At 69.4% G+C, this 12428-nt stretch carries 13 protein-coding genes; 7 read left to right on the forward strand and 6 right to left on the reverse strand.

Annotated features, from left to right (window positions below; translation table 11 throughout):
• The first annotated feature begins 59 nt into the window (after positions 1–59).
• Positions 60–707 (forward strand): DUF2946 family protein, encoded by a 648-nt coding sequence (locus QT386_RS10335; RefSeq protein ID WP_289273677.1) that lies wholly within the window; start codon positions 60–62, stop codon positions 705–707.
• Positions 708–761: 54 nt separating this feature from the next.
• Here the strand turns inward: QT386_RS10335 and QT386_RS10340 are convergent, their stop codons facing one another.
• Positions 762–1214: a metallophosphoesterase family protein gene (locus tag QT386_RS10340; protein ID WP_289273678.1), complete on the reverse strand. Its 453-nt coding sequence runs from the start codon at positions 1212–1214 to the stop codon at positions 762–764.
• 103 nt (positions 1215–1317) lie between these two features.
• Between QT386_RS10340 and QT386_RS10345 the strand changes: the two genes are divergently transcribed.
• Entirely contained in the window at positions 1318–2244 is a 927-nt protein-coding gene (locus tag QT386_RS10345) for an alpha/beta fold hydrolase (RefSeq protein WP_289273679.1), read from the forward strand.
• A 39-nt stretch (positions 2245–2283) separates the two neighbouring features.
• Here the strand turns inward: QT386_RS10345 and QT386_RS10350 are convergent, their stop codons facing one another.
• From QT386_RS10350 to QT386_RS10365, 4 genes are all read right to left on the reverse strand, one after another.
• The gene (locus tag QT386_RS10350) at positions 2284–4137 is read right to left on the reverse strand and encodes a glycosyl hydrolase family 18 protein (protein ID WP_289273680.1); all 1854 of its coding nucleotides are present in this window, start codon (positions 4135–4137) and stop codon (positions 2284–2286) included.
• 201 nt (positions 4138–4338) lie between these two features.
• Positions 4339–5286 carry a DegV family protein gene (locus tag QT386_RS10355; protein ID WP_289273681.1) on the reverse strand — a complete coding sequence of 316 codons (948 nt, stop codon included), beginning with the start codon at positions 5284–5286 and terminating at the stop codon, positions 4339–4341.
• A 72-nt stretch (positions 5287–5358) separates the two neighbouring features.
• Positions 5359–6105: an anti-sigma factor gene (locus QT386_RS10360; RefSeq protein WP_289273682.1), complete on the reverse strand. Its 747-nt coding sequence runs from the start codon at positions 6103–6105 to the stop codon at positions 5359–5361.
• A gap of 4 nt (positions 6106–6109) precedes the next feature.
• Positions 6110–6676 carry a sigma-70 family RNA polymerase sigma factor gene (locus QT386_RS10365; RefSeq protein ID WP_289273683.1) on the reverse strand — a complete coding sequence of 189 codons (567 nt, stop codon included), beginning with the start codon at positions 6674–6676 and terminating at the stop codon, positions 6110–6112.
• 120 nt (positions 6677–6796) lie between these two features.
• Here QT386_RS10365 and hemB point away from each other — a divergent pair, with 120 nt between their 5' ends.
• Entirely contained in the window at positions 6797–7792 is a 996-nt protein-coding gene (gene hemB, locus QT386_RS10370; protein WP_289273684.1) for a porphobilinogen synthase, read from the forward strand.
• A gap of 29 nt (positions 7793–7821) precedes the next feature.
• Positions 7822–8526 carry a glutathione S-transferase family protein gene (locus QT386_RS10375; RefSeq protein WP_289273685.1) on the forward strand — a complete coding sequence of 235 codons (705 nt, stop codon included), beginning with the start codon at positions 7822–7824 and terminating at the stop codon, positions 8524–8526.
• 7 nt (positions 8527–8533) lie between these two features.
• On the opposite strand, the gene QT386_RS10380 is transcribed toward QT386_RS10375, so the two are convergent.
• Complete coding sequence (locus QT386_RS10380) at positions 8534–10366, reverse strand: protein kinase (protein WP_289273686.1); 1833 nt, start codon at positions 10364–10366, stop codon at positions 8534–8536.
• 200 nt (positions 10367–10566) lie between these two features.
• Here QT386_RS10380 and aroE point away from each other — a divergent pair, with 200 nt between their 5' ends.
• The 3 genes from aroE to QT386_RS10395 all read left to right on the forward strand — a co-directional run bounded on the left by aroE (position 10567) and on the right by QT386_RS10395 (position 12292).
• Positions 10567–11376, forward strand: a complete 810-nt coding sequence (gene aroE, locus QT386_RS10385) for a shikimate dehydrogenase (protein ID WP_289273687.1) — start codon at positions 10567–10569, stop codon at positions 11374–11376.
• 74 nt (positions 11377–11450) lie between these two features.
• Positions 11451–11978 carry a hypothetical protein gene (locus QT386_RS10390; RefSeq protein WP_289273688.1) on the forward strand — a complete coding sequence of 176 codons (528 nt, stop codon included), beginning with the start codon at positions 11451–11453 and terminating at the stop codon, positions 11976–11978.
• Positions 11978–12292, forward strand: coding sequence for a hypothetical protein (locus QT386_RS10395; RefSeq protein ID WP_289273689.1), 315 nt, complete (start codon positions 11978–11980; stop codon positions 12290–12292). The genes QT386_RS10390 and QT386_RS10395 overlap by 1 nt, the downstream gene beginning before the upstream one ends.
• Positions 12293–12428 lie beyond the last annotated feature (136 nt).

Here is a 12428-nt window from a genome sequence, read left to right on the forward strand (position 1 = left end):
CTGTCATCTAAGGCCGGCATACGGTCGAAAGGTTCCGGCGGAGACGCTACCCTGCGCCCATGAACACGCCCCCGTCCATACCCGGCCACGCTCCGATGGAAGATTGGGTCCTGCGTGCCCTGGCGCGCTGGCCCAACGTGCCGGCCCTGTTCGGCTGGCTCAGCCTGGACCGTCGCGGCCGCTGGCTGATCCGCGGCGAGCTGATCTCGCGCCCGCAGATCCTGGAAACCATCAGCCGCAACTACGGCGCCGACGAATACGGCCGCTGGTATTTCCAGAACGGCCCGCAGCGCGGCTACGTGCGCCTGGACACCGCGCCCTACGTGCTCTGGACCTGCGACGGCGGCGAAGGCCTGCAGGTGCACACCGGCCAGCGCGTGAAGCAGCCCAGCCGCGCTTTCCTGGACGAGGAGGGCTCGATCCTGCTGCTGACGGAGTACGGCCCGGCCGCGCTGCCGGACAACGAGCTGGACTGGGCCCTGCCGCGCCTGGGCTCCGCCGCCGGCCCGGTGGACGAGGACCAGCTCGCCGAGGCGCTGGCCCTGCCCTCCGGCCAGGCCACCGCGCTGGCGCTGCACCTGCCCGGAACCAACCTGCCGCTGGAGCGCCTGGACCGGACCAAGGCACCGAAGCTGCTGGGCTTCGTGCGCGAGCCGCAGCCACGGGCGGGTGAGAAGCATGCGTCGGCAGATTCGCCGGAGCCGTGAAATCTGCAAGAGCGGCTGTTAGCCACGATGGGGCCTAGCGGCTAATAGCCGCTCCTACAACAGCGTCACCATCTCTGCCTTCATCTCCCCAGCCTCGATCCGCAGCTTCGCCAGGGCTATCGGCAGGCTGAAGCGCCGCGGTCCGGCGCTGCCGGGATTGAGGTAGAGCACGCCGTGGCGCGTCTCGATCTTCGGCCGGTGCGAGTGACCGCTGATCACGGCGTCGATCCGCTCGGCCGCTGGGTTGATCGGCAGTTCCTTCAGGTCATGGATCAGGTACAGCCGGCGGCCGGCGATCTCCACCAGCCGGGTCTCGGGCTCGGCCGCCTCGGGGCCCTGCAAGTCATTGTTTCCACGAACCGCCTGCACCGGGGCCAGGGCCTGGAGCGGCGTGAGCACGCCCTCGCCGATGTCGCCGGCATGCAGGATCAGGCTGCAGCCGCGCAGGGCGTCCATCGCCCGGGGGCGCAGCAGGCCGTGGGTATCGGAAATCAGGCCGATGATCATGGCGCCAGCTTAGCCGTCCGGGCTCCGGGACGGAGCGAGGTACGGTTCAGGGTTTGTCCCCTGCCCTGCGATATGTGAGCATGGGTCCACGGGGAATCAGTTGATGAAACGCGAAACCTTCCAGCACCGTCTGCCTGACGGCACCCAGGCCTGTGTCCACCGCTGGCTGCCGGCGCGCGCCCGCGCCGTGGTGCAGATCGTCCACGGCATGGCCGAGCATGGCGCGCGCTACGAGCGCTACGCCCGGGCCCTGGTCGCCGCCGGCTACGCCGTCTACGCGCAGGACCTGCCCGGCCACGGCCGCAGTGTGCGCAATGCCGACGAGTTGGGGCACTTCGCCGACCAGGACGGCTGGAACCGCACCCTGTCGGCCATCAACGGCGTGCGTGCACTGGCGGAGCAGGAGCTGCAGCGCCTTCCGCATTTCATGTTCGGCCATAGCATGGGCTCGTTCCTGTTGCAGGACTATGTCGTGGAGCACGGCCGCGACCTGGGCGGCGCGGTGTTTTCCGCCACCAGCGGCGATCTCGGCCCGCTGCGGGCCATCGGCCTCACGCTGCTGCGCGTGGAGGCGAGCTGGTTCGGCGGCCGCCATCGCAGCGCGCTGGCCGAACAACTGACGTTCAAGGACTTCAACCGCCGCTTCAAGCCGGCCCGCACGCCGTTCGACTGGCTGTCGCGCGACGAGGAAGAGGTGGATCTCTACGTGCGCGACGCGCGCTGCGGCTTCCGCTGCAGCGCGGCGCTGTGGATTTCATTGATGCAGATGGGCGGGCGGCTCGGCGACCAGGGCCGCTTGGCGCGCGTTCCCAAGGACTTGCCGGTGCTGGTGATTGCCGGCAGCGACGACCCCGCCTGCCAGGGCGAGAAGGGTCCGCGCGCGCTGGAAGCGCACTACCGCAAGGCGGGCCTTGGTGATGTCGCCGTGCGCATCTGGGATGGCGGGCGGCATGAGCTGCTGAACGACACCTGCCGGGATGAAGTCACCGCCGAGCTGCTGGCCTGGTTCGACAGCAAGCTCGGCGGCTGACTTGTATCCCCTCTCCTGCAAGGGGAGAGGGAAGAGACACTACTGCCGGAACCCCTGCTTCAGCGCCTGCATCAGCGGGTCGCGCTGGCCGGCCGGCGCATTCGGCAGGTAGCCCTGGTTGATCGTCCACACGATCGTGCCGCCCAGGCCGTTCTGCTTCACGTAGACCGCCTTCTCGGCGATGGACTGCGGGTCTTCATACGAGATGAAGTTGCACTGCTGCGGACCCAGGCGCGTGGCGGAGCCCAGGTACGGCGCCTTGGCGGCCTCGTGCCAGCGCTTGGCGGAGGCGTTGTAGTACAGCGTCATGATGTTGGTGTAGCTCATGTCGTTGTCGTCGTTGCCGTTGATCGGCAGGCCCCCGGTATCCACGCCGTCGGTGGACTGGTAGGGCTGTGTCACGCCGCGCCAGCAGGAGCCGTAGAAGCCGATGCCGATACCGAGCTTGGCCGCCGGCACGCCGACGCGCAGCCAGTGGCGCACGGTGGAGTCGATGGACGTGGGGGTCATGCCGGTCTCGCCGTAGATCGCGGAGCTGTGCCAGGTGTTCCAGCCCCAGAAGCCGGAGGCCATGCCGTAGCTCATGATGTTGATCTGGTCGAACAGCGGCGCAATCTCGGCGTACCAGGGCTCGGCCTGCTCGGGGAAGTTGTTGTTGATCCAGCCGATGGGGATGGTCAGCAGCTTGCCCGGCGCGGCGGCGCGTAGGTCCTGCGCCAGACGCTTCACGTTGGGCTGGTCCTTGACCTCGATCGGTTCCCAGTCGATGTCGTAGCCGTCGAAGCCGTACTCGTTGGCCAGCGCCACCAGGTTGGCGACGAAGCGCGCGCGGTTGGCGTTGGACGCGGCCCCGACGAAGCCGTCGTACTCACCCGCACCACCCAGCATCACGATGGCCTTGGTGCCGGCGGCATGCGCGGCGGCGACCACCTGCTTGGCCCAACGCGGACCCTCCACGGCGTCGATGTCGAAGTCTGTCACCAGGTTGCCGTTGGCCAACGGCCGCACGCGGCCGATGACGATGTGCGTCATGGCGCTGAAGTCCACCACCTCCACCGGGTAGAGATCGCGGGCGTAGCCGACGTAGTAGCCGGTGACCCACTTGCCCGAGACGGGCGGCGAGTCGTTGTCCAGGATCGTGCGGGTATGCACGGCCGGGCTGCCGAGCGTGGCGTTGGCCGGCGAGGCCAGCGTCAGGATGGCGGTCTCGGCGGATTCCACCTGCGTGTCATCCACCGGCGTGATGGTCAGCGTCTTGCGCGTCTGGCCGGGCGAGAACGTCAGCGTGCCGCTGGGCGCCACCTGCCAGTCACCAGGGCGCGTGGCGGTGCCGGAGGTGGTGTAGCCAACCGTGACGGTCTGCGTGCTGGCGGCGGACAGCACCACATCCACCGTGCTGGACTGCGCCTCGGTGCCGCTGGCGGTGGCGGCGGAAAAGCTCAGTGTCGGCGTCGCGACGTCATTGTCGGCGATGGTCAGCGTGTGTTGCGCCGGCGTGCCGAGCTTGCCGTAGCCGGGCGTGCCCAAGGTCAGCACCAGGGTCTCGGTGCCTTCCACCTGGGTGTCGTCCACCGTGGTCACGCTGATGGTCTTGAGCGTCTCGCCGGGGGCGAACTGGATCGTGGCGGGCGTTGCACTGTAGTCGTTGGCGGAAGCACTGCCGCCGCGCGCATACGACAGCGACACCTCACGCGTGCTGCTGCGCGACAGCTTGAGATTGATGCTGCGGGCGCCGCCCTCGGTAACCGAGGAGTTGGCGGCTTCGAAGCTGACCACCGGCTTGGGCTTGAGCGCCTCCAGCAGGTTGTCGAACAGGCCCGCATGGGCACTGGGCGCCATGCCGAGGCACAACGCGGCAGCGCCTAATCGCAGCGCGGGAAGAAACGGTTTCATCACGGGCACCCTCTATCTAATAGTGATGCGCCATTGTCCGCGGGCCAAAAGTGCCGCTTTGTGCGGCATTTCACCGGAAACCGGGATTCACCGTCAGGGGACATCCGATACGGAAAAAGCCTACAGCGCTGATCGACCTGCTCCGCACCAACGGCTGCGCAGCGATGTGCTGCGGGTCACAATCCGGTGGGCTCGCGCGTCCTACAGCTCCGTGAGTTCGCCGGCATCGCCGCAATACGCCAGCGACAGGGCACCGACGCCGACGTTCACCGCCGTGGCCGGCGCCATGGTCGACAGCATCAGCGTCACGCCATAGCGCTCGGCGGTGCGCTGCAGGGCGGTGTAGCCGGGCATGTCGTAGACCAGCGAGGGATTGCCGCCGTAGGAGACATTGACCAGCGGCACCAGCAGCCCGGCCTCGATGCGGCCGATGGCATGGTGGAACAGCCGCTCCACCGCCGAGTCGAAATGGCGCACCTTGGCCACCGCATGCGTCTGGCCGCGCACGGCCTGGATGATCGGCTTGATGTCCAGGGTCTGGCCCAGCACGTAGGCCAGGAAGCCCACCGACTGGTCGCCGCGCCGCGCGGCGCGCGTGCGCAGGTAGTAGAGGTCCTGCGGCACGACGTAGGAATGGAGGTAGGGCGTGAGGTCATCCAGCTGCACACGGATGTCCTGGGGCGTATGCCCCTGTTGCACCAGGCGCGCCGCCTCCCAGGCCAGCACGCCGGGCCCGGTGAACAGGCTCTGCGAATCCACCACGCGGATGCCGAAGGGGCCTTCCACGCGGTGCTCGCGGCGGATCGGCGCGTAGCTCTGCAGGATCGCGAACGCGGCCTTGTGCGCGTTCTCGTAGGTCTGACTGCGCGACGCGGTCAGCGTGATCAGGAAGACGTAATCGTAGTCCAGCACCAGGCGGCGCAGGAACAGTTCCTCGATCTCGCGCACGCTGAAGGCGGAGGTTTCGGCGTCCAGCGCGCGTTCGTCCAGGTGCTCCTCATAGAACGCGCGGCTGCGCTCGGGCTCGCGGCCGTAGACCACGCTGCTGTCGCCCATGTGGATCGTGCTGGGCAACACCTGGATGCGGTTCTCCACGACGAACTCGTGGGACACGTCAGTGCTGACGTCGATGGCGATGCCGATGCGCATGCAGGGGGCTCTGGCTCGTCCGCGGCTCTCAAGAGTAGCCGAGCCCGGCAGCCCCGGGAAACCGGAGATTTGTTACAGCTGCAGCAGCGGCGCGGTGGTGAGCACGGGCCCGGTCGGCAGGCCGGTGGGCGAACCGCCCTTGGGCTCCAGGCTGACGGCGATCACCGGCTTCTGCGGCATCTTCATCTCGGGCAGCGGCAGGTCGGCATTGCTGCCTTCCGGCATCAGGCCCATGGGATGCGGCTGGCCGGTGTCGTCCAGCACCCAGAGCTGCAGGCTTTGCGTGTCCAGATCGTGCGGGTAGCTGCCGGCGGCGCTGACCTTGAGGCTGCGCCGCGCCGGCGTCACCACCACGATCCACTGCGCCGGCACGTTGGTGGGCTGCAGCATGGCGACGTAGGGCATGGGCTGGATCACCTGCACGGTGCGCACCTGCTCGATCACCTGCGGTGACTGCTGCAACTGCAGCCACAGCGCGTAGCCCAGGCCCACCGCCGCCAGCGAGGCGGCCGCCGACAGCGTGCGCCAGAAGCCCAGCCGGCCACGGTCCTCGGTGACGGAACGCGCAGCCGGCAACGCCACCACTCGGGCGGCCTGGATGCGCTGCTCGATCTCGGCCCAGACGATCTCGCGCGGCACCACCGGCTTGAAGCTGCGCTGCAGCGGCGCCAGGCGGCGCTCCCAATAGCGCAGTTCCTTGACCAGCGCCGCGTCCTTCTTCAGCAAGCGCTCGAAGCGGCGGCGCGCGGCACCGTGCAGCGTGCCGAGCACGTACTCGGCGGCGAGCATCTGGCGGAGCTTGGGGTTCTGGTATTTCATCGGCCTAGGCTTCCAGGCACTCGCGCAGGCGCTGCAGGCCGCGGCGTACCCAGCTCTTCACCGTGCCCAGCGGCGCATTCAGCGACGCGGCCAGCTCCTGGTGGGTGTAGCCCTCGTAATAGGCCAGCAGCACGCTGCGGCGCTGCTCCGGCGCCAGGCCGGTCATGCAATCGTTGAGGCGGCGGATGCCCTCACGCTCCACGGCGCGTAGCTGCGGGTCGTCGGCGGCTCCATCGGCGAAGGTCATCGGCGGGGCATCCTCTTCCTCCGGCATCTCCACCTCGGGCCGGCGGACGCGCAGCAGGTCCAGGGCGCGGTAGCGCGCCACGGTCATCAGCCAGGTCAGCGGCTGGCCCTTTTCAGGGGCGTAGGTATCCGCCTTCTGCCAGATTTTGATGTAGCAATCCTGCAAGGCTTCCTCCGCCCAATCCCGACGCTGCAATATACGCATCAGCAGGCCGAACAGATGCGGGGAACTGGCGTCGTAAAGGCGCCGGAACGCCAGGGCATCACCGCCAGCGGTGGCGCGCAGCAGTGACTCCAGGTTGTCGGCGGGTTCGGCTCGGGCCATGCGGGAAGGCGGAACGGATCTTGCGGTCTACCGGGATCATAGCCGAATCGCCGTGCCTCCCCGGGGGGGTCGGTATAATTGCTCCAGGGCCCTCCCCGCCCCGATCCACCGGAATCCACCGTGACCCCAGGCCAGTATCCCGCCACCCGCCTGCGCCGCACGCGCCAGGCCCCGTTCATCCGCTCCATGGTGCGCGAGACCGCGCTCACCCCGGCCAACCTGATCCAGCCCCTGTTCGTGGCCGAGGGTGCGCTGGCCGGCCCGGTGGGCTCGATGCCCGGCGTCACCCGCCTGACCCTGGAACAGCTGGTGGCCGAGTGCCGCGAGCTGCTCAAGCTGGGCGTGCCCGCCGTGGCGCTGTTCCCGGTGACCCCCCAGGAGAAGAAGAGCGACGATGGCGCCGAGGCCCTGAACGCCGACAGCCTGATGGTGCGCTCGATCAAGGCGGTGAAAGACGCGGTGCCGGAGATCGGCGTGATCGCCGACGTGGCGCTGGACCCCTACACCCGTCACGGCCATGACGGCGTGCTCAATGCCCAGGGCTACGTCGACAACGAGGCCACCTGCGAGATCCTACGGCGCCAGGCGCTGCTGTACTCGCGCTCCGGCGCCGATATCGTGGCGCCGTCCGACATGATGGACGGCCGCGTGAACCACATCCGCCAGGTGCTGGAGCGCGACCACCGCCACAACACCATGATCATGGCCTACGCCGCCAAGTACGCCAGCGCCTTCTACGGCCCCTTCCGCGAGGCCGTGGGCTCGCAGGCCAACCTGGGCAAGGGCGGCAAGGAGACCTACCAGATGGACCCGGCCAACACCGACGAGGCCATCCGCGAAGTGGCGCTGGACCTGCAGGAAGGCGCCGACATCGTGATGGTGAAGCCGGGCATGCCTTACCTGGACATCATCCGCCGCGTGAAGGACGAGTTCGCGGTGCCGGTGGCGGCCTACCAGGTCAGCGGCGAGTACGCGATGCTCAAGGCCGCCGCGCAGAACGGCTGGCTGGACGAGCGCAAGGCGATGCTGGAAGCCCTGCTGTGCTTCCGCCGTGCAGGCGCAGACATGATTCTCAGCTATTACTCGAAGCAGGCGGCGATCTGGCTCGCCGAATAGGCACTCTCTAGATCCCCAAGGAGCGGCAGATGGCGATCGAGCTACACCAGTTTCCCACCGGGCTGGGCATGCCCAACATCTCGCCGTTCTGCATGAAGCTGGAGACCTGGCTGCGGCTGGCCGGGTTGCCTTACGAGATCAAGTGGCAGCCCGACCCGCGCAAGGCGCCAGTGGGCAAGCTGCCGGTGGTGGTGGCCGATGGCGAGACCATCTGCGACTCCGAGCGCATCATCCAGCGCCTGTCGCAGAAGCACGGCATCGACCTCGACGCCAAGCTCAGCCCGCAGCAGCGCGGCCAGGCCCACGCCATGCGCCGCATGCTGGAAGAGAATACCTATTGGGGCCTGGTGTATTCGCGCTGGATCGATCCCAAGGGCTGGGACCAGTTCTGGCCGATCTTCTTCGGCAAGATCCCGGCGCCGGTGCGGGCGCTGGTCACGCGCATGATCCGCGGGCAGATCCGCCGCGATGCCTGGGGTCACGGCATGGGCCGCCACCCGCAGGCCGACATCTACGCCCGCGCCGAAGCCGACCTGCGGGCGCTGTCGGAGCTGCTCGGCGAGCAGCCGTTCTTCTTCGGTGCCGAGCCAACGAACTTCGACGCCACCGCCTATGGCTTCCTGGGCAACATCTGCGAGCCGGCGATGAAGACGCCGCTGAACGATGCGGCGCGGCGCTACCCGAACCTGCTGGCGTATTGCTCGCGCATGCGGGCGCGGTGCTTTCCCGGATAAAGCCGAACTACTGCGGCGGCACCGAGTAGGTGCAGACCCAGATCTCGGCCGTCTCGCAGCGCGCCCGCGCGCAGCCCACCTTGCGTACCTGCGTATCCACCAGCTGCGCGTACTGGCCGCAGCCGTCGCGAGGCTCCAGGCAGCGGCCGCTCTCGTGGCTGTAGTGACGACTGCCTTCGTTCCAGCGCGCTACCACCTGCCCGGGCGTGCGGCGCCAGCCCTCGTAAGGCGCATTGGAATAGGCGTGGAACAGGGTGTCGCGGTACTGCGCGCGCCAGGCCGGGTCGGCGTTCACGCGTGGCTTGCAGCCCTCTCCGGCCAGTTGCTCCGCCCAATGCTGCGCGGCGCGCACGTTGGGCTGGGCCCAGTTCAGCAGCGGCACACCGGCCTGCTGGCGTACGTAGTTGAGCGGCGGCAGCATCTCGGTCAGCTCGGGGGCCGGCGACGGTCGCGGCGTGGCGGCGACCGTCGCCGCGGGTGAGGCCTTCCTGTCTTTCGCCGGGGGCGCCGCGGCGGGCGGCATCCGCAGCGGCGGCGGCGTGGGTGCCGGTTCGTCCCAGGTGGCCGGCGCGGGCTGCGGCTCGGGCTCAATCTCGGTCACCGCAAGCGGCGGCGGTTCGGCGGGGACCTTGGGAGCCTGTGCCGACTCCGCCGCCGGCGGCGCCTCGCCCGGGTTGAAGTACAACGCGGCGGCGAACAGGGCCAGCAGCAGCATGGCGGCCATCGCCGCGCGCGGCAGCCAGGCCGGCAAGGTCCGCGGCGTCAGCAGCATGGATGCCGGCACCCGCGCCGCCTGCTGCGCCGCCAGCGGCTGCGTGCGGTCATCGTCGGGGTCTTCCAGTGCGGCGGTGGGGTCCTGGGTGACGTCCAGGTCCACCGGCGATGCCGCCAGGCCTACGGACGGGGCCGCCCGTGGCGCGACCAGGGTCTGGCCGGTCAGCGCGCGGCGCCAGTCGGCCACGGTCTGCGGACGCTCGGCGATCGGCACGCGCAGCGCCCAGTCCACGGCGCGCAGGAAGTTGGCGTCGAAGCCCTGGGTGACGAGGTTCTCCAGTGGCTGCAACGGGTCCTGCCCGAGGCGGTCCACCGCATCCGGCGGCTTGTGCCCCGTGAGCGCGCGATGGATCACGCCGCCCAGGGCGTAGATGTCGCTCCAGGGTCCCTGGTTGCCCTTCTGCGAGTACTGCTCCACTGGGGCATAGCCGGCGGTGAGCACGTTGAGCATCGAGCGGCTGTGGCTGCCCAGCTCGCCGCGCGCGGCGCCGAAGTCGATCAGCACCGGCGAGCCGTCGTCGCGCAGCAGGATGTTCTCCGGCTTGAGGTCGCGGTGCAGCACGCCGGTGGTATGCACGTTCTGCAGGCCATCGAGCAGCGGCAGCAGCAAGGCCTCCAGGCGTGCCTGCTCCGCGATCACGGTGCCGCGCAACTCCTCGGCCAGCGAGCGCCCGCGGACGTAGTCCATGACGATGTAGGCGGTGCCGTTGGCCTCGAACAGCCGGTGCACCTGCACCACGTTGGGATGGTTGAAGCGCGCCAGCAGGCGCGCCTCGTTGAGGAAGCAGCGGCGGCCCCAGTCGAAGGCGGCGGCGTCTTCCTCGGAGCGCACGACGACCTGGCCGTCGGCCATGCGCAGGGCGAACTCCACCGGCAGGTATTCCTTGATCGCCACCTCGTGGTCGAGGTTGGTATCCAGCGCCAGGTAGGTCACGCCGAAGCCGCCGGGCTTGCCCAGCACGCGGCGGATCTCGTACTCCATCAGGCGCGTGCCTTCGGGCAGCACGCCGCCCTTGCCGGCGCCGGGCATCCTGGGTTCGGGGGCGGTTCGCGAAAGGTCGGTCATGCGGCGGGTCGCCGGCGCGCGGTGCGGCCGTGCGAGTGGCGATTCAGGGTCCCCGGGAAGTCTGGTTCCGATCCTACCTCAGGGCCGTGTCCGCAGGCTGCCCGCGGAACCCGGCGGAAGCAGGCTGGTTTCCCCGCGCCGGAGCTTCGGGCAAACTGCCGCCCCCGGCCCGCCGGCCGCACCGCCAGCCTGTCTTCTCCATGGATCGCTACGCCGTCATCGGCTCTCCCGTCAGCCACAGCAAATCTCCCTTCATCCACGGCCGTTTCGCCGAGGCGACGGGACAGTCCCTGGGTTACGAAGCCATCGAGATTGCCCCCGCGGCGCTGGCCGAGCGCCTGGCACAGCTCCACGCCGAAGGCTACCGCGGCTTCAACGTCACGCTGCCGCACAAGCTGGCGGTGGCCAAGCTCTGCGGCCAGGTCAGCGAGCGGGCCCAGCTGGCCGGCGCCGTGAACACGCTGCTGCGCACCGAGGACGGCTGGCAGGGCGACAACAGCGATGGCGAGGGATTCATCACCGACCTGCGCCGCAACTGCGGCATCGAGCTGGCCGGCAAGCGCGTGCTGGTGATCGGCGCCGGCGGCGCCGCGCGCGGCATCCTGCAGCCGCTGCTGGCGGAGAAGCCCGCCGAGCTGGTGCTGTCCAGCCGCAACCCCTGGAAGCCGGAAGAGATCGCCGAGCAGTTCAAGCCGCAGGGCCACATCACTCCGCGCACGCACGCCGCGCTCAAGGGCGACCTCTACGACGTGATCGTCAACGCCGTCTCCACCGGCCACCAGGGTTTCATGCCGAAGATGCCGGGCCAGCTGCTCGCGCCGGGCGGCGCCTGCTATGACCTGAGCTATGGCCAGGCCCACGAGCCCTTCGCCGCCTGGGCCCGTGCCCAGGGCGCGGCGCGCATCGCCGACGGCCTCGGCATGCTGGTGGAGCAGGCCGCGGTGAGCTTCGCCCTGTGGCGCGGCGTGCGTCCGGAAACCGCCGCCGTGCTGAAGGAACTGCGCGGCTGATCGAGGCGGCGGCAGTCGCGCCACCCGCCCCCATCCGCTACGCTTCGGCGATCCGTCTGCCCACAGGATCGCCCATGCGTACTCCGTCCCGCCTGCTGCTCGCCGCCCTCGTCCTTGCCGCCGCCCCGGCCTTCGCCGAGGAGCCGATGGACGCGCCGCCGCGCGGCCCCGTGTTCGAAGCCACCGACGACTCGGCCAAGCTCAAGCAGCAACTGGCCGACGTGCAGGAACTGTCCAACGGCCTGCGCGACCAGATCGACTCCACGCAGGCCGCCGCCGATGCCGCCCGCGCGGAAGCCGAGGTGCTGCGCCAGCAGCGCGATGCCCTGCAGGCCCGTATCGCCAGCCTGCAGCGCCACGCCCAGGTCAGCGAGGACGTGCCGGCTACCGCCGCCAAGGATGCGGAGCTGGCCAGGCTGCGCGCCGAGCTGTCGGCCGCCCAGCAGGCCCGCGACAACTCCGCCGCCGACGCCCGCAACCTGGCCAAGGAGCTGGCGCTGACCCGTACCGACCGCGACAAGTACCAGCGCAGCAGCATCGAGGACCGCTCCAAGGTGGACCTGCTCAACGGTGACCTCAACGCCTGCCTGAGCGGCCGCTGATGGAACCCTTCGCGCAGCGCGCCGCATCGGCGCAAAGCCTCTGGCGCGACGGCGACGCCGCGCTGGCCTCCGGCCAGCCGGAACAGGCCTATCGCTACTACACGGCCGCGCACGACCAGGTCACGGACTGCCCGAAGCTGCACCTGGAGGCGCACCGCCGGCTGCGCCGCGTTACCCGCCAGCGCCATCCGCGCGGCGAGTACCTGACCGACACCCTGCTGCTGAAGCTGGCGCCGCTGGGCGTGTTCGAGCTGATCGCCCTGTATTTCCGCTCCCGCGTGGCGGGCAGCGCGGAGTGCCGGCGCAGCGCCTGAAGGCGCCTTGGGGATGCGCTGATCTGGTTGCCGCTCGCCCTGAGCCTGTCGAAGGGTGGTCGGCTACCCATTGAGTGACCTTGCGGGAAGTCCGCCCATGCTTCGATCCTTCGACAGGCCCAGGGCTTCAGCACGA

It is taken from the genome of Solimonas sp. SE-A11 (assembly GCF_030345715.1).
GTDB lineage: Bacteria > Pseudomonadota > Gammaproteobacteria > Nevskiales > Nevskiaceae > Solimonas_A.